At 39.0% G+C, this 26,123-nt stretch carries 36 protein-coding genes; 6 read left to right on the forward strand and 30 right to left on the reverse strand.

What is annotated here, in order from left to right; genetic code table 11:
* Positions 1-29: 29 nt before the first annotated feature.
* The 30 genes from METEV_RS04120 to iorA form a co-directional block, all read right to left on the reverse strand.
* The gene (locus METEV_RS04120; protein WP_013194297.1) at positions 30-1,052 is read right to left on the reverse strand and encodes an RNA-guided pseudouridylation complex pseudouridine synthase subunit Cbf5; all 1,023 of its coding nucleotides are present in this window, start codon (positions 1,050-1,052) and stop codon (positions 30-32) included.
* Between the two features lie 43 nt (positions 1,053-1,095).
* Positions 1,096-1,632 (reverse strand): (d)CMP kinase, encoded by a 537-nt coding sequence (gene cmk / locus METEV_RS04125; protein WP_013194298.1) that lies wholly within the window; start codon positions 1,630-1,632, stop codon positions 1,096-1,098.
* Positions 1,633-2,259, reverse strand: coding sequence for a DUF106 domain-containing protein (locus tag METEV_RS04130; RefSeq protein ID WP_013194299.1), 627 nt, complete (start codon positions 2,257-2,259; stop codon positions 1,633-1,635).
* 35 nt (positions 2,260-2,294) lie between these two features.
* Positions 2,295-2,942, reverse strand: a complete 648-nt coding sequence (locus tag METEV_RS04135) for an adenylate kinase (protein ID WP_013194300.1) — start codon at positions 2,940-2,942, stop codon at positions 2,295-2,297.
* Between the two features lie 23 nt (positions 2,943-2,965).
* Positions 2,966-4,438, reverse strand: a complete 1,473-nt coding sequence (secY, locus tag METEV_RS04140; protein ID WP_013194301.1) for a preprotein translocase subunit SecY — start codon at positions 4,436-4,438, stop codon at positions 2,966-2,968.
* A gap of 61 nt (positions 4,439-4,499) precedes the next feature.
* Entirely contained in the window at positions 4,500-4,931 is a 432-nt protein-coding gene (locus tag METEV_RS04145; RefSeq protein WP_013194302.1) for an uL15m family ribosomal protein, read from the reverse strand.
* Between the two features lie 8 nt (positions 4,932-4,939).
* On the reverse strand, positions 4,940-5,401 hold the full coding sequence (locus METEV_RS04150; RefSeq protein ID WP_013194303.1) for a 50S ribosomal protein L30: 462 nt from the start codon (positions 5,399-5,401) through the stop codon (positions 4,940-4,942).
* The gene (locus tag METEV_RS04155; protein WP_013194304.1) at positions 5,373-6,035 is read right to left on the reverse strand and encodes a 30S ribosomal protein S5; all 663 of its coding nucleotides are present in this window, start codon (positions 6,033-6,035) and stop codon (positions 5,373-5,375) included. Before METEV_RS04155 ends, METEV_RS04150 begins: the two co-directional genes overlap by 29 nt.
* Before the next feature lie 9 nt (positions 6,036-6,044).
* Positions 6,045-6,566, reverse strand: a complete 522-nt coding sequence (locus METEV_RS04160; protein WP_013194305.1) for a 50S ribosomal protein L18 — start codon at positions 6,564-6,566, stop codon at positions 6,045-6,047.
* A 41-nt stretch (positions 6,567-6,607) separates the two neighbouring features.
* Positions 6,608-7,054 (reverse strand): 50S ribosomal protein L19e, encoded by a 447-nt coding sequence (locus METEV_RS04165; protein WP_013194306.1) that lies wholly within the window; start codon positions 7,052-7,054, stop codon positions 6,608-6,610.
* Entirely contained in the window at positions 7,054-7,488 is a 435-nt protein-coding gene (locus tag METEV_RS04170) for a 50S ribosomal protein L32e (RefSeq protein ID WP_013194307.1), read from the reverse strand. The genes METEV_RS04165 and METEV_RS04170 overlap by 1 nt, the downstream gene beginning before the upstream one ends.
* A 14-nt stretch (positions 7,489-7,502) precedes the next feature.
* Positions 7,503-8,033 carry a 50S ribosomal protein L6 gene (locus METEV_RS04175; protein WP_013194308.1) on the reverse strand — a complete coding sequence of 177 codons (531 nt, stop codon included), beginning with the start codon at positions 8,031-8,033 and terminating at the stop codon, positions 7,503-7,505.
* 23 nt (positions 8,034-8,056) lie between these two features.
* Positions 8,057-8,449, reverse strand: a complete 393-nt coding sequence (locus METEV_RS04180; protein ID WP_013194309.1) for a 30S ribosomal protein S8 — start codon at positions 8,447-8,449, stop codon at positions 8,057-8,059.
* A gap of 11 nt (positions 8,450-8,460) precedes the next feature.
* On the reverse strand, positions 8,461-8,616 hold the full coding sequence (locus tag METEV_RS11970) for a 30S ribosomal protein S14 (protein WP_013194310.1): 156 nt from the start codon (positions 8,614-8,616) through the stop codon (positions 8,461-8,463).
* The gene (locus tag METEV_RS04185; RefSeq protein ID WP_049891261.1) at positions 8,613-9,110 is read right to left on the reverse strand and encodes a 50S ribosomal protein L5; all 498 of its coding nucleotides are present in this window, start codon (positions 9,108-9,110) and stop codon (positions 8,613-8,615) included. Before METEV_RS04185 ends, METEV_RS11970 begins: the two co-directional genes overlap by 4 nt.
* A gap of 13 nt (positions 9,111-9,123) precedes the next feature.
* Positions 9,124-9,846: a 30S ribosomal protein S4e gene (locus METEV_RS04190; RefSeq protein WP_013194312.1), complete on the reverse strand. Its 723-nt coding sequence runs from the start codon at positions 9,844-9,846 to the stop codon at positions 9,124-9,126.
* Positions 9,847-9,860: 14 nt separating this feature from the next.
* On the reverse strand, positions 9,861-10,214 hold the full coding sequence (gene rplX / locus METEV_RS04195) for a 50S ribosomal protein L24 (protein WP_013194313.1): 354 nt from the start codon (positions 10,212-10,214) through the stop codon (positions 9,861-9,863).
* 10 nt (positions 10,215-10,224) lie between these two features.
* Positions 10,225-10,623: a 50S ribosomal protein L14 gene (locus METEV_RS04200; RefSeq protein WP_013194314.1), complete on the reverse strand. Its 399-nt coding sequence runs from the start codon at positions 10,621-10,623 to the stop codon at positions 10,225-10,227.
* Positions 10,620-10,949 carry a 30S ribosomal protein S17 gene (locus METEV_RS04205; RefSeq protein WP_013194315.1) on the reverse strand — a complete coding sequence of 110 codons (330 nt, stop codon included), beginning with the start codon at positions 10,947-10,949 and terminating at the stop codon, positions 10,620-10,622. Before METEV_RS04205 ends, METEV_RS04200 begins: the two co-directional genes overlap by 4 nt.
* A 10-nt stretch (positions 10,950-10,959) precedes the next feature.
* Positions 10,960-11,262 carry a ribonuclease P protein component 1 gene (rnp1, locus tag METEV_RS04210; protein ID WP_013194316.1) on the reverse strand — a complete coding sequence of 101 codons (303 nt, stop codon included), beginning with the start codon at positions 11,260-11,262 and terminating at the stop codon, positions 10,960-10,962.
* Between the two features lies 1 nt (position 11,263).
* Entirely contained in the window at positions 11,264-11,467 is a 204-nt protein-coding gene (rpmC, locus tag METEV_RS04215) for a 50S ribosomal protein L29 (protein WP_013194317.1), read from the reverse strand.
* Entirely contained in the window at positions 11,467-12,390 is a 924-nt protein-coding gene (locus METEV_RS04220; RefSeq protein ID WP_013194318.1) for a 30S ribosomal protein S3, read from the reverse strand. Before METEV_RS04220 ends, rpmC begins: the two co-directional genes overlap by 1 nt.
* 7 nt (positions 12,391-12,397) lie before the next feature.
* Positions 12,398-12,850, reverse strand: coding sequence for a 50S ribosomal protein L22 (locus METEV_RS04225; protein WP_013194319.1), 453 nt, complete (start codon positions 12,848-12,850; stop codon positions 12,398-12,400).
* Positions 12,851-12,860: 10 nt separating this feature from the next.
* The gene (locus METEV_RS04230) at positions 12,861-13,274 is read right to left on the reverse strand and encodes a 30S ribosomal protein S19 (protein WP_013194320.1); all 414 of its coding nucleotides are present in this window, start codon (positions 13,272-13,274) and stop codon (positions 12,861-12,863) included.
* 23 nt (positions 13,275-13,297) lie between these two features.
* Entirely contained in the window at positions 13,298-14,011 is a 714-nt protein-coding gene (locus tag METEV_RS04235; protein WP_013194321.1) for a 50S ribosomal protein L2, read from the reverse strand.
* 9 nt (positions 14,012-14,020) lie between these two features.
* A complete protein-coding gene (locus METEV_RS04240; RefSeq protein WP_013194322.1) occupies positions 14,021-14,269 on the reverse strand; it encodes a 50S ribosomal protein L23 in 249 nt (82 codons plus the stop codon).
* A complete protein-coding gene (rpl4p, locus tag METEV_RS04245; RefSeq protein ID WP_013194323.1) occupies positions 14,266-15,027 on the reverse strand; it encodes a 50S ribosomal protein L4 in 762 nt (253 codons plus the stop codon). Before rpl4p ends, METEV_RS04240 begins: the two co-directional genes overlap by 4 nt.
* Positions 15,028-15,032: 5 nt before the next feature.
* The gene (rpl3p, locus tag METEV_RS04250) at positions 15,033-16,046 is read right to left on the reverse strand and encodes a 50S ribosomal protein L3 (protein ID WP_013194324.1); all 1,014 of its coding nucleotides are present in this window, start codon (positions 16,044-16,046) and stop codon (positions 15,033-15,035) included.
* Between the two features lie 459 nt (positions 16,047-16,505).
* Positions 16,506-17,120, reverse strand: a complete 615-nt coding sequence (locus tag METEV_RS04255; RefSeq protein ID WP_013194325.1) for an indolepyruvate oxidoreductase subunit beta — start codon at positions 17,118-17,120, stop codon at positions 16,506-16,508.
* Positions 17,117-18,934, reverse strand: a complete 1,818-nt coding sequence (gene iorA, locus METEV_RS04260; protein WP_013194326.1) for an indolepyruvate ferredoxin oxidoreductase subunit alpha — start codon at positions 18,932-18,934, stop codon at positions 17,117-17,119. The genes METEV_RS04255 and iorA overlap by 4 nt, the downstream gene beginning before the upstream one ends.
* Before the next feature lie 256 nt (positions 18,935-19,190).
* Between iorA and METEV_RS04265 the strand changes: the two genes are divergently transcribed.
* From METEV_RS04265 to METEV_RS04290, 6 genes are all read left to right on the forward strand, one after another.
* A complete protein-coding gene (locus METEV_RS04265) occupies positions 19,191-20,537 on the forward strand; it encodes a glutamate-5-semialdehyde dehydrogenase (RefSeq protein WP_013194327.1) in 1,347 nt (448 codons plus the stop codon).
* A gap of 31 nt (positions 20,538-20,568) precedes the next feature.
* Positions 20,569-21,693, forward strand: a complete 1,125-nt coding sequence (proB, locus tag METEV_RS04270; protein WP_013194328.1) for a glutamate 5-kinase — start codon at positions 20,569-20,571, stop codon at positions 21,691-21,693.
* A gap of 253 nt (positions 21,694-21,946) precedes the next feature.
* Entirely contained in the window at positions 21,947-24,064 is a 2,118-nt protein-coding gene (locus METEV_RS04275) for a methyl-accepting chemotaxis protein (protein ID WP_013194329.1), read from the forward strand.
* A gap of 38 nt (positions 24,065-24,102) precedes the next feature.
* Positions 24,103-24,606 (forward strand): chemotaxis protein CheW, encoded by a 504-nt coding sequence (locus METEV_RS04280; protein WP_013194330.1) that lies wholly within the window; start codon positions 24,103-24,105, stop codon positions 24,604-24,606.
* A gap of 54 nt (positions 24,607-24,660) precedes the next feature.
* A complete protein-coding gene (locus tag METEV_RS04285; RefSeq protein WP_013194331.1) occupies positions 24,661-25,017 on the forward strand; it encodes a response regulator in 357 nt (118 codons plus the stop codon).
* 2 nt (positions 25,018-25,019) lie between these two features.
* Positions 25,020-26,111, forward strand: coding sequence for a protein-glutamate methylesterase/protein-glutamine glutaminase (locus METEV_RS04290; protein ID WP_013194332.1), 1,092 nt, complete (start codon positions 25,020-25,022; stop codon positions 26,109-26,111).
* The last annotated feature ends 12 nt before the right edge of the window (positions 26,112-26,123 follow it).

Consider the following 26,123-nt stretch of genomic DNA (forward strand, 5'->3'; position numbering starts at 1 on the left):
TGTATTACCATATATAATGTTTTTGTTTTTTAACTTGTTCCAGAATTCCAAGCCTTGGGATAAGTACCTGCATTCATTATTACATTTTCGGTAATAGCTGCTAACCCATTTTCAGTTTCCAGAATTTCATCAGCATCCATACTGGCTTTACAAAGAGCCACAATTTCACCTTTTTGTGTAAACAGGCATACAGTGTTCCCATTAAATATATTCGCATTCAGACTCACAATACCCGGTATTGCGAGTGAAGCTCCTCTACAAATTGCATCCACTGCACTATCTCTTATAACGATACTTGGAAGATGAGTAAGAGCTAATTCCACAGGCTGTACAAATTTTCTTAATTCTGACTCGGTACCATATTCTTTCCAGAAGACATAGGCATCTTTTAAATCGTGCAAAGTGGTCATATTATCTTCACAGAAAGGACCTGTCTTTGTTCTTTTAAGTTCCTGCATATGAGCACCGCAACCAATTGCTTCACCTATATCTGTACATAATTTACGAAGATAAGTTCCTGCTTCACATCCAACTTTTAATAACACAGAAGAACCTTTTATTTCCAGTATATTCAGATAATCTATAGTTCGTATCCGTAATTTACGTTTGACTGCAGACTTTATTGGAGGCTTTTGAAATATTGGACCTTCAAATTCCTTACATACCCGAATGATTTCATCTGCTGTTACAGTATCATGTAATTGCATCAAACATACATATTCCTTATTTGAAAGCCTGAGAGAACCTATTGCTTTTGTTGCTTTCTGCAACATTATAGGCAATACTCCAGTTACTTTAGGGTCAAGTGAACCGGAATGACCGGCCTTGTTTATATTTAAAATATCCTTGACCCAAGAAGTAATTTCATGGCTTGTTGGACCCTTGGGTTTGTCAAGGTTTACAACCCCCATGTTGATGTGATCATATATAGGACGGTTTTCAGGCGGACAACCATAGTTTGGATTTGTAAATGGTTTGAATTTGGATTTTTGAACATGCCCGCGTTCAATTTCATACCTAATTTCAGGTTTTGTATCTATATGCAAATCCATGTTAAATCTGACAACTGTTTGGAGTGATTTAATAAGAAACTTTTTAGGAAAAACCGCCGAGAGTATCAATCGAGAGCCTGAGTATATCCTTTATCTGGATTTGATTCCATCTACTGGTGTCAATCACTAAATCGTAAATGGACATGTCTGTAAGGTCAATACCATGTATATCCCAGTATCTGGCATTTTCTGATGTTTCACGCTTTTTGGTTGATTCAAAAACTTCGTCAAAACTTCCGCCTTCACGTTCTATCAACCTTTCAACACGTACATCAAGTGGAGCTTTTAACCAGATTTTAAGTACATTATCAGTTTCAGCCATATATCCTGCAAGTCTGCCTTCAAGTATGCAATTGTTTTTCTCACTGGCTATCTCTTGTTGGCGTCGGTCTATTTCGAGATCAATTGAGGGCTCGGATTCTGCAAAATTACCGAACTCCTCAAGCGTCATCCCATATTCATCTGCCAGTTTTCGAAATACTTCACCTGCAGAAATTAAATCAACATTATAATGTTTTGACAGTAGATTTGACACAGTAGTTGTTCCGCTACCAGGCAAACCACTGATTGTCAGCAACATTTAAGCTCCACCAATGTTTAAAGCTTTTCTTATTAACTGACTGATTGCAAGGGATGTAATGAAATACCACAATATCCAGAACTGAATCGGACCTATTATAGTACTTACAAGTTCCATTTCACCTATAAAAGGGAATACCATTGAAGCACCTGTATGGCCACTAATATAGTAATAAGCCCACATAAACAGCGGAAGAGAAATGATACTAATGTAAGCCATTGGTTTGAACTGTTGCTTTGACATCTCCATCTGGTCGCCCATCATTTCAGAACGCTGTTCTTCGAGCTGTTTAATCTTATAGTTGTTCTGGGACAACTGTGCTTCTCTAAACTCCTTTTGGAAAGCTTTCATACGCTCCTGAGTTTTCCTCATCAGTTCCCAGTCAATAGTATATTTCTGTATAAGTGAAGCGTAGAGTGCGGTTATTGCAGCCATCACAAACAGCACTATATGGAAATTTTCCTGCCCCACAAGCATTACTAAGGGGTTCATCAAAATACCCACTATTTCACCCAATGTCTGTCTAAAGTCACTGCCTATAGCAATGACTCCTACCATAAGTGAAATACCTATAGCCAGCAGGAAATAATCAAGGTTCTTTTTTAAATTAGACGACTCCTGTGCCAAAGCAATCCTCACCTAAAATTTTGTTTATAGAATATTTACAGGTTGTCAAGTACACCACGTATTTCTTCAAAAACATCTTCAACATTACCAGTACCATCAATATTTACCAATATATCTTTCCTTTTATAGTAGTCGATTAAAGGTGCTGTCTGATTATTATAGGTATCAAGTCTTTGTTTTATGACCTCTTCTTTGTCATCATCACGCTGGTAAAGCTTACCACCACATACATCACAGATTCCATCTTTTTCAGGTGGACTGAACTTAAGGTGATAATTAGCACCACAATTACTGCAAATCCGGCGTCCACTAAGCCGGGTTATCAGCTCTTCTTCTGGCACCTCTATATTTAAAACAACTTCCAGGGGTTTTTCCAGTTTATTGAGTATGTCTTCAAGTGCATCTGCCTGATTAACAGTTCGTGGATAACCATCAAGAATATATCCGTTTTCACAATCAGGTTCTACCAGACGATTCTTGATAATACCTATCAAAACTTCATCAGGAACCAGTTCACCTTTATCCATGTATTCCTTTGCTTTACTACCAAGCTCTGTTTCATTTTTAACGTTTTCCCTTAATATATCACCGGTTGATATATGGGGTATAGTATAAAATTCAGAAAGTTCTTTAGCCTGGGTGCCTTTACCGGCACCAGGCGGTCCAAAGAGTACTATATTCATAAACCAATCACCCCTTTATTTTATCATTCTTTACCAAAGAACGATCTCATCATCGGATGCATCTCCATCATCTGTTCAGATGCAATATCTTCATACAATCTATAAACAATACTTACAGCTAGCAACAGTCCTGTACCTGATGCTCCACCGATTGTCCCAAGAAGACTTGCAACCAGTGTAAGGAAACCAATAAATGCACCACCAATAACCGTAACTTTTGGTATATACCGCTCCATTACTTTTTCAATACTTCCGATGTTTCTTCTGAAACCAGGTATCTGCATACCTGAATTGAATATCTTTTTAGCAGTTGGTTTTGGACCCATACCTGTTGTTTCAATCCAGAATATTGCAAAGATAATTCCTCCACCAATCAGCATAATAGCATCCACAAGGACATGCAGCCCTATCTGCCAAGTTGCAGGTGGAGCTACTGGATATTGTGTATAGGCTTCTCTTACAAGCGATGGTATCCAATCCTGTGGACTTCTTATGGGGGACAGATAATACATGAAACCACTTATTGGAGTAGAACCACTGTATTCACCCAGAAATCCAAGCCCACTTCTGTGTAACACCAGACCTATCAGTTGAAGGTTTGCCTGTAATGCTCTAACAAGAATCATTGGAAGGACTGATGCGTAAATAAGTTTTACAGGGTAACGTCCTCTGGCTCCTCTTACTGAACTGTGAGCCAGTGGAATTTCAATTCGGGTACTTTCCACATACACTACAAGCAGGAAGATTATAACAGTGGTTATAAGTGCCAGTATACCTGCATTCAGTAATAGAAACATCGGGTCTGTAGATATTGCTTCCGAACCAAAATTCTGAATAATGTAAATCCATTTTGGAATTATTCCTACAGGTAATCCATCTTCACCAGGAACCCAATTAACAATTCCTGTAACTATCTGCTGTGACACACCTGCAACAATAAATAATCCGACACCTGAACCTATACCCCATTTGGATATGATTTCATCCATGAAAAGAATCAATATACCGCCGATAAATATCTGAACAAACAGGATTGCACTCATTACTCCTGTACTTACTCCAAGTGCGGCAGCTACTGAACCACTTGGCTGAATGAATCCCCCAAACATTTGAGGCAATGTTTGAAGAATTATCATTATAATTACCAGGAACTTCTGTGCACCCTGAAAAAGTGCCTGATCATTTGGATCGGAAAGATCAAGTTTGACTACATCCGCACCCACAAGTAATTGAAGTACAATAGATGCTGTTACAATAGGTCCTATTCCAAGCATCATTAACGAACCAGATGCACCGGCAAAGAACGCTCTATATGATTCGAACAGATCAATTGATTCTGCTGACAGACCAAACAAGGGCACATTTGTCAAAATGAAATATAGCATCAATATACCCAATGTCCACATTAATTTAGTTTTAAAGTGGACGTGCCCTTCTGGACTTGATACCGCCGGTAACCTGCTGAAAATTGGCTCCAAACTCTCCCTGAGACTCATTTAATTACACCCTTTAAAATTATTGGTAAGTTATACAACTTAGTTTGTTCCACTTATATGGTTATTCAGATTCTATACAGGTACCATTGGATTTTTCAATTTTATCTTTTGCAGCGTTGGAAAAGTTACGTGCAGTCACTACCAGACTTTTTGTAACTTTTCCTGCACCAAGCACTTTGTTAATGTCAAGACTATTAAGGTCTATATGGTATGCACCATCTTTTTCTTCTGCAATCCCATCATCAACAAGTTGCTCTATTAATTCATCCAGTTCCCCAACATTTACAATTGATTCTTTGTAAATATTCTTTTTAGGTACTTCAAACCCATATTTACCAAATGTCTGACCACGTTTCATTGACCTTGTGACATTATGTTTACGTGTACCTGAATTACCGCGTCCACCGCGATTTCCAGCACCACGTCGGTTTTTACTGGTGCCTCCTCCACAGGTACGTGTACCCCTGTACTTTTTTGTTTTTGTTTTGACCATAGTATCACTTACCTCATTTTATGCAATAATGCATTGATATTTTCTCCATGGTTTCCAAGTTCGCCTCTTTGCTGTACGGTCTTTTTGATACCACTATGTCCTTTTCTTGGTGGATGCAACCTAAGTACAGGTTTAAGCTTGGGTACATCATTTAATGTTGCCTCATTGTTGCATACTGCTTCTGCAAAAGAGGAAATTGAATCATACTCTGTATTTTCTGCAATATACTCATCAGTAAGCTGTGCTCCACCTTCAAGTGTTCCGCGTTTTTCCAGCAATTCTGTTAGTGTATCTGAATTAATGGTTCCATAAGCAACATAGTCTTTAACTTTCTGAACCATTCCAAGATTACTCGGATTCTCATCCAGAACTACACAATGGTTTACTTTGTTTAAACGAAGCATTTTCAGGGTATCTTCGATGGTGTACATTACATTCACATTACCCCTCAATCTGACCACTGCGTACATCTAAAACCTCCGATTCTTCATAATTTAAGGGATACTTAATAGTACTCGTCCGGGTAAGTGCATTGTATGTTGCTTTTGCAAAATTTAAAGTTGTACGGGTCTTACCCTCTGTTCTGGTCCAAACATCTTTAATGCCTGCCTTTTCCAGTACTTTTACAGCAGTGTCTCCTGCAGCCAATCCAAGTCCTCTTGGAGCTGGTTTGAGAACAACTTTTACACTGCCTGCTTTTCCTTCTACTTCTGTGGGTACTGTATGTGAAAGTCCACAACCACATTCCCATGAACCGCAACCACGGTTTATACGGGTGACATTGATTTTTGCAGTATCAATGGCTTTTCTGATAGCTGGACCTACCTGACCATCTTTAGCCTGACCAAATCCAACATAACCATTACCATTACCAACTATAACAGTGGCTCTGAATTTCACACGACGACCTGAGTCGGTCATCCTTTGTACCATATTAATGTCCAGAACTTCATCATCAAGGTCAGTCAAAAGGGTATCTACAATTTTTGCTTCCCTAATGGGCAAACCTGAATCAATTGCTTCATCCATGGTTGATATCTGCCCGTCCTGGACCATTTTTCCAAGTTTAGTCTGTGGAACCCACTCATCATTTTCATTATCCATTTAATCACCTTAACTGAATTCAGAATAAATTTTTTCTTGTGTTGCATCGAACTGTTCAGGGAGACTGGATTTATCCATGTATTCTGCCACATGTTCTCCTCTTATACGTTCTTCAGACGGGAATATAGAGGGGTTATGCGGTACATCCATTCCTGCATCAACAATTCCATTCAAACTCGCATATATACGAGATCCTGCAGATGATGAATGAAGTCCTATATCCAGTACACCTGTTTCATACCCTTCATCAAGGGCTTTAAGACCAAACAATAGCCCTGTCAGGTATGCTGCTGTAATATTACCAGTTGATTCTTCGTAACCGTATTTTTTCAATTCGGTAGAAGTTGCGGATAATAGTACATCATCGCCATCAGATTCAGGTGTTATAAGCTGTATCTGTATGTTGTTTAAACTTTTTCGGACAACAACTCGGTCTTCATCGGATAAAAGTAACCTTAGTCGTTGATGATAATCTGTGCGTCCTTCTCTTCTTCTTCTGAATGGGACATTATATCGGGGTCCTGTTGCCATTATATACCTCCTTTACTAATAATTTACAGATGATTTAACAATTAACGAGTTCTTTCGACCCCTAAATGAGCTTCAAGATGTGCAGTACTACGGAATTGTCCACCCTTTGCCTGACGATACAGTTTGCAGTATGTAGGCCTATCCAAAGTTCCATCATCACGTAATTCTTTGAGGCGTTTTCGAAGTGCCCTGATCTTTTTCATCCATTGTTCCTTTTCAGGGTTTCGTGCTCCCTTCTTACCTTTTCTTGAACCGTGGCCTTTACGATGCCCGTATTTTCGTTTAGCATCTCTTTCTCTTGCACGGCTCCTGCTTACACCTTTGATAGGTTGTGCCTTAATATTACCGTTTTCTATTTGCTCCCTGATATCTTCTCTTGTGATAGCAGCTGCTACATCATCGGAAGCTTCAGGGTTTACCCATACCCTGTTAACACCACAACCCAGAATCTTGGCAGCAAGTTTTTTCTGGTTGGATACATCACTCATTATTCTTCACCTCTTGATGGGTTAAGAACTTTGATACCAAGTTCTGCTGCTTTTTCTTCAATCATGGTTCTCTTTTTAGCGCCCACTGTTCTTCCAATCCTTATAGCTTCAGAAGACGGATTAGATATGTTTTCTACATCTTTAACATTGTATACAAGAATTTCAGTATAACCTGATGGATGAAGTCCCTTTACTGCTTCTGGACTTCCATATCCCACTTTTACAAGAGAACCTTTTGCTTTTATTCCTTTACGGAGTTTACTGTTAACTCCTTTAGGCCTTCTCCAACTGGATGGTACCCGTTTAAGCCGATGGGAATCCACCCGGTTAAAAGAGGGTTTTTTGTTTTTTTGTACCTTCCTAATATTAAACAATCGTTTGGATTCTTCATCCATTTCAAGTTCAGATACATTAGATTTGTTATCTTTTGCCATTCAGACCACCAACGTTATGCCTTCTCCACAATGTAGATTCCATCTTGGAATATACGCGGGTCAAACCTGTTGATTTTGGTTGTCTGTTCAATATTTGCTGCAGTTTGACCTACATCTTCCTTGTTAATACCGGTAATTATTATCTCATCACCATTTATCTCAACAGAAGTATCTCCAATAATATCTGCTACACGTGGCTTTTTCTCACCCAAGAAATTGGAAATCATAAACTTATTTCCATCAACTTTAAGCTGCATTGGAAAGTGAGAATAAACTACTTTCATTTTATATTCAAAACCTTCAGTTACTCCTGTCATCATATTGCGTAGATGAGCAGCGAAAGTACCAATTATTGCTTTTTTGTCCCTTCTTGTAGACAATGCTTCAATGGTTACTTCAGAATCTGTAGGAGTTATAGCCACACCCGGATACCACATAAATTTTTTATTCGTGCCCTTTGGACCTGTTACAGTTAGATATTTCCCATCTAATGATACTGTGATATCTTCAGGTATTGATACCGTCGTCCTGAGTTCTTTTGCCATATTCATCACTCCATGTCATCAAATTAATATACATAAGCAAGGAGCTGGCCACCAACATTTTCATCACGTGCTTCATATTGGGACTTAACACCCATTGAAGTTGTAAGAATCAATGTTCCAAAATTTTTACCGGGTAAAAACTGTTTTTCCCAACCTTCAAAATTAGCTGTACTTACAGAATAACGTGGTTTAATAGCCCCGCAATTATTGATTCTTCCTGCTAATTTTACGTTATATATTCCAGCTTTACCATCTTCGACCAGTTCAAATTCACCTATGTATCCATAATCTTTCATTACACTCAAAACATTACCTATCAATTTAGACGCAGGTTGAATTGTACAGGATTCTTTACCTACATTTTCTGCGTTTTTTATGGTTGATAATGCATTAGCAAGTGGATCCAATAATACCATATTTCTCCTCCTCAGGTATATTTTTCAAATCCCATTTCATGTGCCATTTCTCTGAAACAATGCCTGCACATGTATATTCCATATTTACGTACCAGAGACTGTTTTCTGCCACATCTTTTACACTGGCTGGCTCCTCTTCCAAAACTTTTCGTAGTCTTGACCGTTATACCACCTCCACCGAGTATTTATCTTTAAAGAATTCTATTGAATCTTCTTTTACTATTTTATGTGAACCCGGAATTTTTCGACTCTCGACTTTTCTGTCTTTTATCCTGTAACCGGGACGTGTCACAACGACCATTATATCCATGCCAAAGATACCTATGTTTGGATCATACTTCATACCCGGAAAATCAGTGTGCTCGTCAATTCCGAACGCAACATTTCCTGATTCATCAAATTGTGATTCATCTAATCTATTTTCAACGATGCTGAGGGATGTTTCCAAAAATTCCTGTGCACGTTTTCCACGGAGAGTTACCTTGCATCCGATTGGCTCACGTTTTCTTATACCAAACGCTGGTTGAGTTCTTTTTGCGTATGTCCTTACACCGCTTTGACCAGTAATTGTTTGTAAAATTTGCTCGGCGTTTACCAGTGTCTGGCCACTTTCTCCAACACCCATATGAACAACTACTTTATCAATTTTAGGAGTCCTCATCGGATTGTCAGAATCACTCATTTGTTTCACCACCTAATTCGCCCAGATTTATCTCGGGCTTGTCTTCACCAATAACCACTACGTAATCTTCAATAGTCTCAAAATCATAATTTTGTCCTGATATTTCAACTGTATTAGCTTCAGAACCCCTTGTCTTTGTAATGGTTTTGATGGTACCTATTTCTCCGGTATGTTTACCACCGACAATCATCGCAAGGTTTCCTTCTTTGTATTCCAGATGATTTACAATGTTTTTATCAGGTACTGTTATAATGATTGAATCCTTAGCTTTATAATCATTTGAGCCTATCAAGTTTGTACCATCACTAAGGTTAAGCTGTATAGCTCCAGATTTTACCGTCGTTTTATCATTAATTTTACACAGCTTATTTGTGTCGCTTTCTTCCAGTTTTTGAAGGATTAATTTACTTTTCTGATTAATTAACAACCGATATGATTCATTCATTTCAGGGATGGTAATAATATCGAAAAGCCCTACAGGGAATTTTAAATCCTTTCTTGGTTTTCCATCTACCAAAACCTTACCCTGTGATAGTACTCTCTTTGCTTCTGAGCGATTATCTACAAGACCCAGCATGTCCCTGAGTATTACCGAAATTGGCATGCTCTGTTCTTTATGGTGGGGTCCAGGGCTTGTAGTTGTTACCCATTTGTTAGATTTCTTTGCTACCCGCCAACTATTCGGGATAGAAATCCTTTTTTGATGTTTTCCCACATAACCACCTTATTTTATTTTTTACTGATAACTGTCTTTCTATGTTCGTCTTCCATGTTAAGAGATGTAATCATAACATTTGAAGGGTCTACAGGTCTTGCCATTTCTGTTCCATCTGCTTTTGGAACTGTAACACCTTCAATATAAATTACTCCATCTTTTAACGAGACATTTTCCACTTTACCTGTAGTAGTAGCGTGGTCACCTCTAAGGACCTTTACAGTATCTCCTACAATCACACTTACACTTCTGGTTCCATATTTTTCACGCAATTCTTTTGAAAGCGGTGCTGCCATGAATTTTTGCTTCTTATGCAAGGGTGCATTATAGCGAGATTTTATTTGTTTCCTTGGTTGTTTTGATGACATTGATTACACCTCAGACTATCATAGATGCAGTTGTTCCAACTTTTGGGAATCGTTCTGCCGCTTCTCTTGCAATCGGTCCTTTAATATCGGTTCCTTTTGGAAATCCTGATATATCTGTGATTACTACTGCATTGTCCTCAAAAGATACATGAAGACCATCTGGCCGTTTATATTCCTTCTTTTGTCGAACAATTACTGCATACAATATCTGCTTTCTCATTTCAGGAGTACCCTTTTTTACAGATACTACACACATATCTCCGATTCCTGCTTTAGGATGTCTGCTTTTTACACCTCTGTAATTTTTCACAGAAATGATTTCCACTACTTTCGCACCAGTATTATCCACACAATTTAAGTTTGCACCAGTATTCAAAGATCTTGGAATTTTTGATCTTCTGGCTCTCATTGTTGTTCACCCGCTTCAACTACTACAAAAGATTTGGTTTTACTCAGTGGACGACATTCCGCGATTTTTACTACATCACCCTCCTTTGCATCAATGCAGGGTGGATTATGTGCAGAAATCTTTGAGTGTCGTTTTTCATATCTTTGGTATTTTTTAATCAGCCTTTCATAGTTTCGCTGAATAGTGACTGTTTTATCTCTGTCATCACTTATCACAGTTCCTACAAGGACCTGTCCTCGTACGGATAAATTACCATGAAAAGGACAGTTCGTATCATCACATTCTTTAGATGGTGATTGTACATCCAATCCAATATCCTTGGTCATGAATATTACCTCAATGTATTTTTTTTATGTTCTTGGTTCTACTTTCAGGCTGTGAGAGTAATAATTTCCCATTAACTTTCACATGTTTTACCAAATATTTGTCTCCAAATTCCACCGGAACTTTGAAGACAAAATTTGCGTTTGCCTTTGGAACCATTTTATTGTTATTATCTGTTACTATTATCAACGTGTTTTTTGTTTCATCCCGAACTACACCGTTTATGTTATCCAGTAATGGATTTGTAGATTCCACCACATCAACGGGCAGTCCTATCAATTCATGGTATATCAAATTTGAAGGGGTTCTCTCCAATTTAGATCTCCTTGAATTCACGCTGAATTGTTTTAATCCGTGCAACGGTTCTTTTAAGTTCACCAATTCTTCCAGGGTTTTCTGGCGATCCTCCTGCAGATGTTAGAGCTTTTTCATTGGAAAGTTCAGTCTGAAATTTTTCTATTTCATCTTTCCTTTCCTGAGGGCTCATATTCCTGATTTCATTATTACGAAGAATTGCCATTATTTGTCCTCCCTGTGAATTCTTGCCATTGGATGCCAGTAATTGTGACCCTCGTGTTTATGTTGCCAGACACCATTGACTTCTCTTCGTTCTTCCCATTCATACTGAGAATTTTCTACTTCTGATACTTCTGATTCTGATATTTCTTCTGTTTCAGCCCCTGGTTCTGATTCAACACTTGTTTCTTCTGAGGGTTCTGCAACTTCTTCTGTTTCAGACTCGGCTTCAGCAACTTCACCAGTTGATTCTTCTTCAACCAGTTCTTGGATACCTGATTCTTCACTTTCTTCCTCTACAACTTCAAATTCTTCTTCCATTTCTTCTGGTTCAACTTCTTCCAGTTTGAATGTATCAGGTAACACTGCATCAGGATGTATAATCCTTACCTTACATCCGATAGTACCAAGCTTTTTAACAGCAGTCGCAAAACCTTCATCCACAATATCATCTACAGGTTTGCCTGCATGTTTGATGTAACCTCTGACCAGCTTTTCAACTCTGGCTCTTGGACCTGTTAGTTTACCAGACATTATAATTTCACAGCCAAGAGCACCAGCACCCATTATAGCTCTGATTGCGTTATGTCCAGCTTTTCTAAAGTACCATCCGCGTTCAATTGATGCTGCGAGCCGGGTTGCCATCATCTGAGCGTTTAATTCAGGTGTTTTTACTTCCTGAGCATCAATCTGCGGATTGTCCATGTTATACAGTTTATCCACATCACGGGTTAATTTCCGGATGACTTTTCCACCCTTACCAATTACCATACCGGGTTTTTCAGCATATATTGTAATCTGGGTGCCCATGGGTGTACGGTTGATTTCCATACCGCCGTAACCCGCTCTGTTAAGCTGTTTTGCAAAATATTCATCAAGAGATGCTTTTACATATCCATCAGTGACGAATTTATTCTCAATTGCCATTCTTTAATTACACCTCACTCAAAATCATTTCAAGGTTCACCGTCTCGGTGTTTTCAGGTGTTGCACGTCCCCTTGCTCTCGGACGCATCCCCTGAATTACTCTGCCCTTTTTGGCGGAGATGTGTGCTATTTTCATATTTTCTGGTTCAAGCCCTTTGTATTCTGCATTATTCTCCGCGTTTTGGATTACTTTGAGAAATTCTTGTGCTACTTTTACAGGAAAACGCCCTTCAGCCATAGAACCTTTTCTATGTCCACAACTGTCATTGTGACTTTTCATAGGTACTGCCTGTTTAAATTGTATCACATTTTCAAGATACTGTTTTGCAGCACTGGCTTTCATTCCTTTAATTTCTCTGGATAATTCGCGTGAGGTTTTGGGTGATATATGAAGTTCAGAACCCATTGCTTTTGCACTTGTTTCAGGGTCTAATTCTTTGGAGTAATTTGTTCGTGCCATTTATATCACCTTACTTGAGAGGTACAAATTTACTTGAACGGGTTGCACCTACACCTGCACTACCGTGTTTAACGACACCTCTTGACATTGCATATTCTCCTACTCTATGACCCAGCATTTCAGGTGCTACATCTATTTTTACAAATCTGGTACCGTTATAAACTTCTATGCTTTTTCCAACCATTTCCGGAAGGATTACCATAGCTCTGTCATGCGTTCTAACGGATTCTTCACCATCTCTAAACTGCTGGAGTACCTTTTTCTGGTTTTCTGTAAATCCTCTTCTGATACTACGACGCTGACTTGATGGCAATAATTCAGCAAATTCCTCTATTGTCAGCTCTTTTAATTCCTCAAGAGTTTTTCCACGAAACTTAAATTCGCCTTTTCGTTTTGGAACTCTTGTTGATGATTTTTTAGACATACATACGCCTCCTCAAAAATAGATTAACGTTTACCTGTCCTGCGTGATGCAATATGACCTACTTTACGTCCTGCTGGCCTATTCCTGCCAACTGTGGTTGGTTTTCCGGGATGTTTCCTGTTACCTCCACCAAATGGATGGTCTACCGAGTTCATGGCAACTCCGGAAACTCTTGGATATTTTTGAGCACTGGATTTTAGTTTATTATACTTCTTACCAGCCTTCAGGAACGGTTTATCAACTCTGCCTCCACCTGCTACAATGCCTATTGTTGCTTTGCACTTTGGATTAAACCACTTCAATTCTCCAGAAGGCATTTCTACAATTGCTTTTCCTCTTTCATGGGATACAAGTGTTGCATATGTTCCTGATGAGCGTCCAAAACAGCCACCATCATTTGGTTTGGATTCAACATTGCAGATTGGAACCCCTTCAGGTATATCGGATAATGGTAATGTGTTACCTGGCTTTATTTCTGCAGAATTCCCGCAGGCTAATTTTTCACCTACTGAAATACCTTCAGGTACCAGAACCAGACGTTCGTCTCCATTTTCAAATTCTACTTTTGCAATAGGTGCTGAACGTGAAGGGTCATGAGTGATTTCTGTAACTGTTCCATACAAAGTTTCATTTTCACCGATATTTGGGTGTTTTAATGATGCTTTATATTTATGAGATGGTGCTCGATAATTCGGTCCACCACGTCCTCTGTTTTGAGATATTATCCTTTTTGCCATAATATCGCCTCATACCAAACCTATTCTGGTTGCGATCTCGTGAGCGGCATCTTCACCTTCAAATTTCACTACCGCTTTTTTTGTTCCTTTCATAGTAGTCATTGTATGAACTTTGTTCACTGAAAACCCATACATTTCTTCCAGTTCTTTCTTAATCTGATGCTTATTAGCTCTGGTATCGACAATGAATTGTAACTTATTGTCTTCCATCAGCATCATTGCTTTTTCAGTGACAAACGGATTTTCTATTACACTCATCTGTACATACCCTCCAGACTGGATATTGCTGATTCTGTCCAGACTGTCAAACGTCCTGCATGTGTACCAGGTGCCAGTAATTCGGCGTTTAATGAACCGATGGTTGCCACTTCAACGCCTGGTAAATTCCTTGCAGCTTTTATGACTGAATTATTATCACTTACAACAATAAGAACACTCTTTTTTTGTCTGTACTTTCTACCTCTGGATTTTCCTTTACCAGCTCTTACGTGCTTGCCTTCTTTTGCACGGAGAACATCTTTATACAGTCCTGCCGTTTTAAAGAAATTAACAACATCCTTGGTTTTTGTCAGGTTTTCCAGTTCATCATCTGCAACAACTGGAAGTTCTACATCAAAAACATGCCCCCGCTTTTTCGCCAGTTCAGGGTTAGTTGTTGCTGCTATGGCTGAACGGATTGCAAGTTTTTTCTCTTTTTTATTAATCTTTTCAGTTCTGTCAGTTTCCGGTTTTGGAGGGTGTGCACGTCTACCTCCTACTGACTGAGGTACTCGAGCTGCTCTACTGCTGTTAGCAAGCCTTGGAACCATTGCAACTCCTCTTCCTGAACCCCAAGAAACTGCAGAAGTATTCAATCCTGCACGTGCATATGGACCATATGGCTGCAATCTGTTTGCCTGTGATGACAATACCGCTTTTTTAATAAGATCTGGTCTGAGGGATTCATTGAAGACTTGAGGCAGGTCTATTTCACTTTTAACATTACCTGATAAGTCAATAACATTTACTTTACTCAATTATTTCACCCCTGTTTGGATTGAGTATTCAAATGAACAATTTGCGGTTCTTTGGTACTGGATACTTTTGACCTTATAGGGTCTCTGAATCTCACAAGCCTTTTTGATGGTCCCGGAACACTGCCTTTTATAAGTACATAGTTGCCTCTAACAAGTCCGTAATTCAGGAAACCACCATCAGGATTTATTTCTGAACCTTCATTTGATACTTTAATAATCCTCTTATTGTATTCAGTTCGCTGATGATATCCCATCTGCCCCATCTGGGGTACTCTCCAGCTAATATGTGCTGGATGCCATGGACCGAGTGTACCAACCTGCCTTGCACTTCCTGCACGATTGTGTTTATGTTTAGCTATCTGGATGCCCCATCTTTTAACTGGTCCCTGAGTACCTTTTCCGGTTGTAATGGCTGCTATATCTACAATTCCACCAGGATTGAAAACATCTGTAATACTTATTTTTGTACCAAGTATTGATTTTGCGTATTCGAATTTTTCTTTCATATCACTGCCACTAACACCGGTTTCCATGATGTCTGATTTCTTTTTAGGGACTCCTGTTAGATTAGATGGAAGTGTGTAAGTAACCACTCTCAAATCTTTTACAGTGCCATCGTCAATCAAGGATTCCATTTTTTCCAGTGATTTTTCTGTGTCATGGTTGTCAGGTGACTTAACCTTTCGCAGGACATCTGCATCAAGGTCAGTTGCCCAAGCTTCTGCTACAGGTTTTTTACCATATTCAGAATCCTTGTAAGCCCTGATGGATGCAACACCTATATCAGGAGTTTCCACTACTGTTGCAGGAACTGATATTTCTGCACCCTCTGTAACACTGTTTTTAGTATCGTCAATCATTATTACATGGGTCATTCCTACCTTGTAGCCTGCAAAATCCTGTAATTTAGGGTTGCCATCAAGGTTTGGCCATGATCTAAATTTTGGGATGTGACTCTTCGCTCTTTTACGTGGACTGTACGCGAGCGAACCTCTATTTGGTCGTCCTACATCTGGCATTTTTTAACCTCTAATTATCTTTTAAATCATAGATTTAATATGCATTTACCATTCAATATCTTAATAGAAAAGCCGTTTAACGGTAAATGTAGAATAGAATCAACCCAGCATCCAGTGGTATTAAATCCAAACCGGCGACTATCCTCTATGACACTCTACCGAATATGGTCTTCACTGGTATTATTGGGTCATCTATCCCAATGAATTGCGTTCATCACCAAAAGGTTTGAACATTCATGTGTTCTTTTACACGCTATTACGCGTAAAAGCAGGCATCTATGATTGGCCTGATGAACACCATATGTAAACCGACTTTTCTACACTTATATCTTCAACTTCATACAAATGTTTTATTTGATGGGAAGTCGATACTGATATCTAACGTCGTTTGTTAAAAGACGATGTCATATTTAAAACCTACGCATAAATAAAAAATTTGCGTTTGCCAAAAACAATGATTTACGGTTTTTTAGCACTGGTTTCAATTAATTGGGATATATTTTCCCTTCCCAGTTCAAATGCCTTTAAATTTATATCCACTGTTTTTGGCGGCACCAGTTCTTTTATACATTCTTCCAATCTGTTTTTACTAATTGGGAGATAACTGGAAACAGCCCCCACCATTACAACATTCATCGATTGTGGATGACCGGCTTTAATTGCAAGTTCAGAAGCATCCAGTGGATACACTTCATATTTCTTTTTTAGTGTATTTATAATCTCTGAGACATCAGGATACTGGTCAGATGATGTCACTGTCACCGGATATACCGGTTTTGTATTTAGAACTACTATACCGTTTTCAGATAGATGATTTATATATCGAATTGCTTCCACAGGTTCAAGAGCAAGTAGAACATCCGCACCCTGATCAGGTATCATTGAGCCAAGGTCTGTGCCTATTCTAACATGGTTTATTACTGAACCCCCTCTCTGTGCCATTCCATGAGTTTCAGCAGCACGTACAGGCAAACCTTCAAGTACAGAAGATTTACCGATAATATCAGATGCCAGTATTGTTCCCTGACCTCCTACACCTGCTATCACCAAATCCAGTTTATTATTTTTATTCATTTTTCAACCTCCACTATGGCATCGAATTTACAAAGCTGTGCACATACTCCACACCCAGTACACATTGAATTAATTCTTGCTTTTTTAAGTGATGCATCAAACTCTATTGCAGGACAGCCGAAATATACACACTGTTTGCACCCTGTACATTTTTCTTCATCTATAGTGTAAGGGTTGCGTTTAATTCCTGCACGTCTGGCATCTATAACACACTGTTGCTGTGATATGACAACTGATGTACCATCAAATTCTTTTGCCCGTTTAAATACATCTACAGCACTATCATAATCATAAGGGTCAACAACTTCCACAAACTCAGCACCAAGACCTCTGCAGAGTTGGTCAAACGAGACTTCCAGTGTATCTTCATAGGTTGCAGTTTTTCCCATTCCCGGATTGGGCTGGTGACCTGTCATCGCTGTTACACGGTTATCAAGTATTGTAACTGTAATATCCGCCTTGTTATAAACAGCATTTAACAGGGAATTTATACCGGTATGCAAAAATGTTGAATCACCTATGGCACAGCAAACAGGTCTTTTTTCTCCTGATTGATATATACCTGATGCAACGCTTATACTTGCACCCATGCACAGAGTTGTATCAACTGTTCCTCCCTGGACACCCAAGGTATAACAACCGATGTCATTTGGATATATCGCATCAGAACCAAAGGCTTTTTTCATGGCATAGTAGGATGCCCTATGTGAACAGCCCGGACACATTGCAGGTGGACGGGAGGGTAGTTTGAGGTTACTTTCCAAGATTGGGGATGGTTCAGAATATGTTAAACCAAACGCCTTAGAAATTGCCTTTTCACATTTATCAATATTAAGTTCTCCTTCTCTGGGTACATACTCTCCGTTTTTACCGGTTTTACCAAGAATTCTAACATTTATCCCATTGTCTTCTGCAAGTGCTCTGACATGTTCTTCTACAAAAGGCTCCAGTTCCTCTACTACCAGTAAAGTATCTACATTATCAAACAATTCAAGGATTAAATCATCAGGTAATGGGTAGGTACCGATTTTTAAAACCGATGCATTAACACCCAATCTGTCGAGTGCTTCTCTGGCATATACATAAGAAATACCGGACGCTATTACACCGAAACTTGATTTTTCATTAATCATCAGGTTATTCCACTCTGAATCTTGTAACTCCTGTTTGATATCTTTCTGGATTTCCAGCAAACGTGGATGACGCATTCTGGCGTGTTTGGGTATCATTACCCACCTTTCAACAGATTTTTCAAATTCCGGCTGAGGTTTTTCTTTATTGACAGGTAGAAGTTCTATATCCGATTTGCCGTGTGATATTCTTGTAGTCGATCTGAAAATTACAGGAATCCCGTGTTTGGATGAAAATTCAAATGCATAAGGTATCATGTCTTTTGCTTCCTGAGGAGTTGAAGGGTCAAGACATGGTATAAGAGAAAACTGAGAATACCGTCTTGTATCCTGTTCATTTTGGGACGAATGACATGCCGGATCATCTGCCACAATTACAATCATACCACCCTTTACACCCATGTATGCAAGTGTCATTAAAGGATCTGCGGCAACATTTAACCCCACATGTTTCATGGTTACCACTGAATTTACACCCGACATGGATGCTCCTGCAGCTACTTCCATTGCTACTTTTTCATTAACTGACCATTCAACATAAAAATCTCTATCATCCATAGAAGAAAGAGTATCTACTATTTCAGAAGAAGGTGTTCCGGGATAACCTGTTATAACCTGTCCTCCTCCTTCTATAATACCCCTGGCAATTGCTACATTACCAAGCATATATTCGCGCATGCTCATTTAAATTAATCTCCTGCTTTTATTATATAATTATTAAATTAATTAATTTACCTAAAGCGGCAATATTTTATATTTAGGTTTTGGGATGATGTGGCTATATTATGAAAAGTTTATTAGGACTATATTAACAAAATATTCTGCATATTCTCATTTTACCTTATTATCGATAAGTATATGAGCAAAGAATATTCTTGAACATACAAAAAGAGTTCAATAATCAAGTAAGCATATTAATTACATCAGGAGATTATCAATCATGGTCTCAGAAATTGAAAATAAAGTGAGGTCTGCCAAAAAATCGTCAGTTAAACTTGCCAGCATAGATACAGATACTAAAAACAGGGCGCTTGAAGCAATGGCTGAAGCTCTTGATATCCATCGCAGTTTCATAATTCAGGAAAATTCCAAAGACCAGGAAGATGCGAAAAAATTAATGGAAGAGGGAAAACTGTCAAAAGCGCTTGTTGAAAGATTAAAAGTTGACAACAATAAAATCGATGGGATGATAGAAGGTATCAAGGACGTCATACAACTTAACGACCCGGTGGGCGATACATTAAACTCTATCGAACTCGACGAGGGGCTCGAACTTTATCAGGTAAGTTGTCCGATAGGAGTTATCGGTGTTATATTTGAATCACGTCCCGATGTTGTTCCACAGGTTATGTCACTGTGCCTTAAAAGTGGAAATGCTACAATCTTTAAAGGTGGAAGTGAAGCATCACATTCCAACAGAGCTATATTTGATGTATTAACAGATGCTATAAAACATACTGAAACAGTACCAGAAGATGCTTTCCAGCTTATGGAAACCAGAGAAGAAGTAATGGATGTGCTCAAACAAGACCAGTATATCGACCTTCTGATACCCAGAGGTTCTAATACCTTTGTAAAATTCATACAGGACAATACAAGAATACCTGTGCTTGGCCACTCTGACGGGATATGCCATGCATTTGTGGATTCAAAAGCCAACCTTGATACCGCATATGATGTTTGTTATGATTCAAAAGTACAATATCCTGCAGTATGCAACGCCATTGAAACATTACTTGTCCACACCGATATTGCTGACGATTTCCTGCCTTATATGGCGGATATGTACAACAAAGCAGGTGTAAAGCTTTGCTGTGATGAAGAATCCTATGAAATACTGGAAAATCTGGACACTATAAATGAAATTTACAGAGCAACAGAAGAGGACTGGAGAACCGAATATAACGACCTTATACTTTCTATAAAAGTTGTTGATTCAATCGATAATGCTGTTGACCACATTAACAATTACGGTTCTCATCACACCGATGTAATAATTACAAACGATAAGGATAACAAAAAACTGTTTTCAAGTCTGGTAGATTCATCAAGCGTAATGATTGATGCATCAACGCGGTTTGCTGACGGGTTTAGGTATGGAAAAGGTGCAGAAGTAGGAATAAGCACCAATAAAATACATGCCCGCGGTCCGGTAGGCATGGAAGGACTTGTCATCTATAAGTATATCCTTATTGGCAACGGACAAAAAGTAGATGATTATACAGGACAAAATGCCAGAAAATTTACCCATAATAACCTGGACAAAAGGTATCGCGATGTCCTATAACCTTAAATGATTTTGTAGAAGGGGATGCTTGTTGGTTAACAGAAAAAAATTATTCAGTGATGTTGAGAAGGTTGTAGTAAAAATTGGTACATCATCCATAAGTAATGATGACGGTACGCTAAACCATGACCTCATGGACAGAATTAGCTATCAGGTTTCTGAACTACACAATATGGGAAAAGAGGTTATAATTGTTAGTTCAGGGTCTATAGGGGTAGGTGTAGGCCAGCTTAATCTTGGTTCCAAACCGCGGGAAATCCCTGTTCGCCAGGCTGCTGCTGCTGTAGGACAGAGTGTCCTTATGCAGGAGTGGATAAAAACTTTTCAAAAATACAATCTGAATGTTGCCCAGATTTTAATAACCTATGAATCCTTTTCTAACCGTCTTACATATCTGAACTTGAGAAACAGCATCTCTACATTGCTGAATTATGGTGTTATACCCATCATCAACGAAAACGACAGCACTTCTGTACATGAAATTGAGGCTACCTTTGGAGACAACGACAAATTATCTGCCATGGTTGCCAGTAAAATGGAAGCCGATTTATTGATTATGCTTTCAGACATCGACGGCTTATATGATAAAAATCCGAAAAGAAATCATAACGCCAGATTGATGAAAACTGTGGAAGCGATTACACCTGAAATTGAAAGTTATGGCGGAGACCCTACCAGTTTGAAGGGTGTAGGTGGCATGCGGACCAAAATCGAAGCCGCTAAAATCTGCAGTATGTCCGGTTGCTATATGGTTATCGCAAATAGCAATATCGATTATGTTGTATCAAGAGTATTTAATGGTGAAGAGATTGGAACACTGTTTCTTGCCAATCAGGATGTGCATAAAAACAGGATTAGATGGATAATTCTAGCTAAATCCTCAGGAACGATTGATATTGATTCCGGTGCAAAAAAAGCGATTGAAAATCACATGAGCCTTCTGCCTTCAGGAGTTGTAGATATTACTGGAGAATTTGACAGAGGAGATATTGTAGAACTTAAATGCGATGGAGAAGTATTCGCAAAGGGCATAACAGACTACACATCAGATGAACTAAAACAGATTAAAGGCAAACATACAGACATGATTGCAGATATTCTTGGGTACAAAAACTACGACCATGTAATCAAAAAAGAAAACATTGGTCTTTTCTAATAGTATATTACTGTAAACATCCCTTTTTATTATTTTTTAAAAAGTTAGCCAGACTATACCAATTTTTATGGCTAAATCAAAAAATATATATCTAATTATAATTTATATGTTGAAAAGTGTAAATTATAATCATCATTATGAGAATGATAAGAAAAACTGAAAAAAGAAGCAGCAGTACAATGTAGTACATTGGATGCTGTTTTTTTTTTAACAATGTCTGTTTGAAGTTTCAAACTTAAAAATGAGGTATAATATGGGATTGAACGATAAATCATTGAAATTTAAAGGAACAGTGTATATAATACTTCCATTGCTTTTGGTATTGGTTGCATCTGGAGCTTTTATAGTTTCTGAAGTATATTCACAGCAAGAACATATGGCATACAAAGAATCCAGTGAAATGGCTGCAGACCATGCTAATGAAGTTGAAGCTGATATGAGAGAATATTTAACAACCAGCAAACAACTCTCAAACGTCCTTTCTGAATACGAATCAGGAAACAGAGAAGAAGTAAACAACATGCTTGAAAATACTCTAAATGATAATTCCAAACTTTTAGGTACTTATGTAGCATATGAGAACAATGCTTTTGATAATAATGGAAATCTCGATGCAAAAGGTACTACAGATAATGGCAGGTTTGCACCTTATTGGAACCGATTTGGAGGATCTGTTTCAGTTGAACCTCTGCAAAATATCGACTCATCTAACTGGTATACTGTACCAAAAAACACAGAATCTACATTTGTTTCTGAACCATTGATGTATAACGGCAAATTAATGGTTAGTTTTGCATCTCCTATTATGAAAAATGGGGATTTTGTAGGCATATCTGGTGTAGATGTATCACTAAATTATCTTGACGGTGTTATAAGCGATATAAAGGTCTTTGATTCTGGTTATGCATTTCTGGTCAGTCAGGAAGGAGTCGTTATGACTCATCCGGAAAACAAAGATTGGATTGGTGAAAAAAACATTAAAGACATTGATGCCGATGGTTTTGACCAGATGGCAAAAGACATCAGTAATGGTAACGAAGGCAGGATAGAAACTGTAGACCCCACTAATGATGAACGTTCAACACTTTTCTATAGACCTGTCGAAACCGGTAATTTAGCCGTAGTTGTTTCTGCACCAGAAGATGAAATGCTATCAAGCGCAATAACAGTGAAAAATGAAATAATAATGATTTTTGCAGCATCCATAGCAATTCTTGGTGGTGTTGCATTTCTTATTGCACGTTCAATAGCAAACCCAATTGAAAAAATTGAGGGTGTAGCCGATAAAATCTCAAACGGTGACCTTACTGCAAAAATCGATGACAGTTTGACCCAGAACGATGACGAAATAGGCAGTTTAGCCAAATCCTTTGATAAGATGTCCAGTAACCTTGCAGATCTGGTAAATAGGATTACTATTGCCGCCGATAATACAGCATCAAAGGCACAGGAGTTATCTGCCTCGTCTGAACAGATGACATCCACATCCAACCAGATAGCAGACACTGTAACAGAAATCTCAAACGGTGCACAAAACCAGTCCACAAAGATACAGGAAGTATCACGTGCAATGAACGACATGAACCAGAGCGTACAGGATGTCGCAAGCAATGCACAGAAGGCTTCCGAGGATGTCACTGATGTCAGTGAAAAATCACAGAACGTCGGTGAAAAATCACATGAGCTGTCTGTCAAGATGAATGAAGTCCAGTCCGCCATGAACGATTCCTCACAGGTCATACAGGACCTTGACGAAAAATCCAAGAAGATCGGCGAGATTGTGAGCATGATTACAAACATCGCAGACCAGACAAACCTCCTCGCACTCAACGCAGCCATAGAAGCTGCAAGAGCAGGTGAGCACGGGCGCGGATTTGCCGTCGTTGCTGATGAGGTCAGGAAACTTGCCGAAGAGTCAAGCAATTCTGCACAGCAGATTGAAGACCTGATTCAGGAAATCCAGGACAGCACCGGTCAGGCAGTCACCTCCATACAAAACGGCACACAGGAAGTTGAAACCGGTACCGAGACTCTGAACGAGACCGTTGAATCAATATCAACTGTGGTCGAGAACGTCAATGGTGTCGCAAAGATGGTGCAGGACATCGCTGCTTCTGCACAGGAACAATCCGCTTCTATCGAAGAGGTAACTTCATCTGTGGAAGAAGTGTCATCGATTGCTGAGGAATCCGCATCCAGCACAGAAGAAGCTTCCGCATCTGTTGAAGAACAGACCTCTTCCATGCAGGAACTCTCGAAAGCCGCACAGGAACTTACTGAAACCGCAGACAACCTTAAAAAATCAGTGGAGTTTTTCAAACTGGATTCTTCACAAATCCAGGATTCCGAAAGCGGTGAGGGGGTCAACTAACCCGACCTCCCTTTTTTCAATTTTTGAGGTGAAAACGGATGGAATACGAACAGGAAAACGGTGCTGGTACAGAGGATAAGAACCTGCAGCTTGTTGCTTTCAACCTCGGTGACGAGGAATTTGGTGTAGACATAATGCAGGTTCAGGAAATTATCAGAATGCAGGAAGTTACACGTATACCTCAAGCTCCTGATTTTGTTAAAGGTGTTATCAATATACGCGGAAAAATTATTGTTGTTGTCAGTCTGGACAAGTGTCTCGGACTGGAATCAAAAGAAACTGATGAACATTCAAGGATTATCGTTGTGGAGGTCGGTGGAAGTGTTGTCGGCATGGTCGTGGATTCTGTTAGTGAAATCCTGAGCATTCAGGAATCCAGTATAGAACCAGCTCCTGATATTATCGCTTCCAAAATCAATGCCGATTACCTGAAAGGCGTCGGTAAACTGGAAAACCGCCTGCTTATTCTGCTCGACCTTGAGAAAATACTGACTGAAGAGCAGGTCAACCAGATTTCACAGTTGAGTGAACAACAGGAATAAACATTGATTATTATTTTAATTAAGTTAACAAAAGTTAAAGAAGGTGAATCATATATGGCTAAAGTAATGATTGTAGACGATGCCGCATTTATGCGCATGGTAATAAAGGATATCCTGACAAAAAATGGTCATGAAGTAGTTGCTGAAGCATCTGATGGTACAGAATCAGTTGAGAAATATCCAGATTTGAAGCCCGACCTTGTATTCATGGATGTAGTCATGCCAACAATGGAGGGTACTGAAGCTCTCAAAAAGATAATGGATATGGATCCTGAAGCAAAAGTCATTATGTGCTCATCTATTGGTCAGCAATCAGTAGTTAAAGAAGCTATAGATATAGGTGCACAGGACTTTATTGTAAAACCCTTTGATGCTGATAAAGTAATGGAAGTTGTAAACAGAGTAGTATAAACATGACAATTAGAGCACTGGTAGTTGATGATTCTGCATTCATGCGTAAGGTCATTACAGATATACTAAACAATGACCCAGAAATCACAGTAATAGCAACTTCCAGAAACGGCCAGGAAGCTATAGAAAAAACAGAGAAACTAAAACCCGATGTCATTACTCTAGATAATCACATGCCGGTTCTCGATGGGCTGCATGCTCTTGGATATATCATGAGTGAATGCCCTACACCTGTTGTAATGTTAAGTGCTGTTGATGAAAAAGCAGCAGAAACTACACTTACTGCATTTGAATATGGTGCAGTTGATTTCATACAGAAACCATCCGGGTCAATCAGTCTTGATATCGATTCAATGGCAGAGGAAATACGCCATAAGGTTAAATCAGCTACAAAAGTTGATCTGGGCAACCTCGGATTCATGGAAGAACATGTTAAAAAGACGCTTGAGACTGAAAAAAGTGAAAAAGACGATCTAAAAGTCAAACTGAAATCAAAAACTGAAAAAACTGCATCAAAAAAAGTAGTTGCTATCGGTTCTTCTACAGGAGGACCGCGTGCACTTGAAAAATTAATCCCAAAACTACCAGGTAATCTCCCTGTTCCTGTGCTGGTTGTTCAGCATATGCCTGCAGGGTTCACAGATTCTTTTGCAAAAAGACTGAACCAGAAATCAAGTCTGGAAGTCCGGGAAGCAAAAGAAGGAGATGTGATAGAAAAAGGGATTGTGTATTTAGCCCCTGGTGATTATCACATGGAAATTACAAAGAAGAATATAAGAGGTATTTCAAAAGAAGTCATTTCACTTAACCAAAAACCCAGAGAACATGGTGTGAGACCTTCTGTCAATGTATTGTTAAGGTCGCTAAAGCCTGTTTATGGTTCAGGTGTCTTGTCTGTGATATTAACCGGTATGGGTAGTGACGGTTCAGAGGGTGTTGCTGAACTAAATAAACAAGGCGCCCAATGTATTGCAGAAGCTGAATCCTCCTGCATAATCTACGGAATGCCAAAAGCAATTGTAAACAGTGGACTGGCTGATACTGTAGCAACAATAGACAACATAGCAAAAAAGGTTGTTGACATGATCGCATAAAAGTGTGGGGTT

Source organism: Methanohalobium evestigatum Z-7303 (assembly GCF_000196655.1).
GTDB classification, from domain to species: Archaea; Halobacteriota; Methanosarcinia; order Methanosarcinales; family Methanosarcinaceae; genus Methanohalobium; species Methanohalobium evestigatum.

Excerpts from the sequence above, each read along its gene's own strand:
- METEV_RS04120 (WP_013194297.1), bottom strand. The coding sequence starts at position 1,052 with ATGGATTTGCATATAGATACAAAACCTGAAATTAGGTATGAAATTGAA.
- cmk (WP_013194298.1), bottom strand. The coding sequence starts at position 1,632 with ATGTTGCTGACAATCAGTGGTTTGCCTGGTAGCGGAACAACTACTGTG.
- METEV_RS04135 (WP_013194300.1), bottom strand. The coding sequence starts at position 2,942 with ATGAATATAGTACTCTTTGGACCGCCTGGTGCCGGTAAAGGCACCCAG.
- secY (WP_013194301.1), bottom strand. The coding sequence starts at position 4,438 with ATGAGTCTCAGGGAGAGTTTGGAGCCAATTTTCAGCAGGTTACCGGCG.
- METEV_RS04145 (WP_013194302.1), bottom strand. The coding sequence starts at position 4,931 with ATGGTCAAAACAAAAACAAAAAAGTACAGGGGTACACGTACCTGTGGA.
- METEV_RS04150 (WP_013194303.1), bottom strand. The coding sequence starts at position 5,401 with ATGTACGCAGTGGTCAGATTGAGGGGTAATGTGAATGTAATGTACACC.
- METEV_RS04155 (WP_013194304.1), bottom strand. The coding sequence starts at position 6,035 with ATGGATAATGAAAATGATGAGTGGGTTCCACAGACTAAACTTGGAAAA.
- METEV_RS04160 (WP_013194305.1), bottom strand. The coding sequence starts at position 6,566 with ATGGCAACAGGACCCCGATATAATGTCCCATTCAGAAGAAGAAGAGAA.
- METEV_RS04165 (WP_013194306.1), bottom strand. The coding sequence starts at position 7,054 with ATGAGTGATGTATCCAACCAGAAAAAACTTGCTGCCAAGATTCTGGGT.
- METEV_RS04170 (WP_013194307.1), bottom strand. The coding sequence starts at position 7,488 with ATGGCAAAAGATAACAAATCTAATGTATCTGAACTTGAAATGGATGAA.
- METEV_RS04175 (WP_013194308.1), bottom strand. The coding sequence starts at position 8,033 with ATGGCAAAAGAACTCAGGACGACGGTATCAATACCTGAAGATATCACA.
- METEV_RS04180 (WP_013194309.1), bottom strand. The coding sequence starts at position 8,449 with ATGGTATTATTGGATCCACTTGCTAATGCATTATCAACCATAAAAAAC.
- METEV_RS04185 (WP_049891261.1), bottom strand. The coding sequence starts at position 9,110 with ATGAGGACTCCTAAAATTGATAAAGTAGTTGTTCATATGGGTGTTGGA.
- rplX (WP_013194313.1), bottom strand. The coding sequence starts at position 10,214 with ATGTCATCAAAACAACCAAGGAAACAAATAAAATCTCGCTATAATGCA.
- METEV_RS04200 (WP_013194314.1), bottom strand. The coding sequence starts at position 10,623 with ATGAGAGCCAGAAGATCAAAAATTCCAAGATCTTTGAATACTGGTGCA.
- METEV_RS04205 (WP_013194315.1), bottom strand. The coding sequence starts at position 10,949 with ATGACCAAGGATATTGGATTGGATGTACAATCACCATCTAAAGAATGT.
- rpmC (WP_013194317.1), bottom strand. The coding sequence starts at position 11,467 with ATGGCAATTCTTCGTAATAATGAAATCAGGAATATGAGCCCTCAGGAA.
- METEV_RS04220 (WP_013194318.1), bottom strand. The coding sequence starts at position 12,390 with ATGGCAATTGAGAATAAATTCGTCACTGATGGATATGTAAAAGCATCT.
- METEV_RS04225 (WP_013194319.1), bottom strand. The coding sequence starts at position 12,850 with ATGGCACGAACAAATTACTCCAAAGAATTAGACCCTGAAACAAGTGCA.
- METEV_RS04230 (WP_013194320.1), bottom strand. The coding sequence starts at position 13,274 with ATGTCTAAAAAATCATCAACAAGAGTTCCAAAACGAAAAGGCGAATTT.
- METEV_RS04235 (WP_013194321.1), bottom strand. The coding sequence starts at position 14,011 with ATGGCAAAAAGGATAATATCTCAAAACAGAGGACGTGGTGGACCGAAT.
- METEV_RS04240 (WP_013194322.1), bottom strand. The coding sequence starts at position 14,269 with ATGAGTGTAATAGAAAATCCGTTTGTCACTGAAAAAGCAATGATGCTG.
- rpl3p (WP_013194324.1), bottom strand. The coding sequence starts at position 16,046 with ATGCCAGATGTAGGACGACCAAATAGAGGTTCGCTCGCGTACAGTCCA.
- METEV_RS04255 (WP_013194325.1), bottom strand. The coding sequence starts at position 17,120 with ATGAATAAAAATAATAAACTGGATTTGGTGATAGCAGGTGTAGGAGGT.
- iorA (WP_013194326.1), bottom strand. The coding sequence starts at position 18,934 with ATGAGCATGCGCGAATATATGCTTGGTAATGTAGCAATTGCCAGGGGT.
- METEV_RS04265 (WP_013194327.1), top strand. The coding sequence starts at position 19,191 with ATGGTCTCAGAAATTGAAAATAAAGTGAGGTCTGCCAAAAAATCGTCA.
- METEV_RS04275 (WP_013194329.1), top strand. The coding sequence starts at position 21,947 with ATGGGATTGAACGATAAATCATTGAAATTTAAAGGAACAGTGTATATA.
- METEV_RS04280 (WP_013194330.1), top strand. The coding sequence starts at position 24,103 with ATGGAATACGAACAGGAAAACGGTGCTGGTACAGAGGATAAGAACCTG.
- METEV_RS04285 (WP_013194331.1), top strand. The coding sequence starts at position 24,661 with ATGGCTAAAGTAATGATTGTAGACGATGCCGCATTTATGCGCATGGTA.
- METEV_RS04290 (WP_013194332.1), top strand. The coding sequence starts at position 25,020 with ATGACAATTAGAGCACTGGTAGTTGATGATTCTGCATTCATGCGTAAG.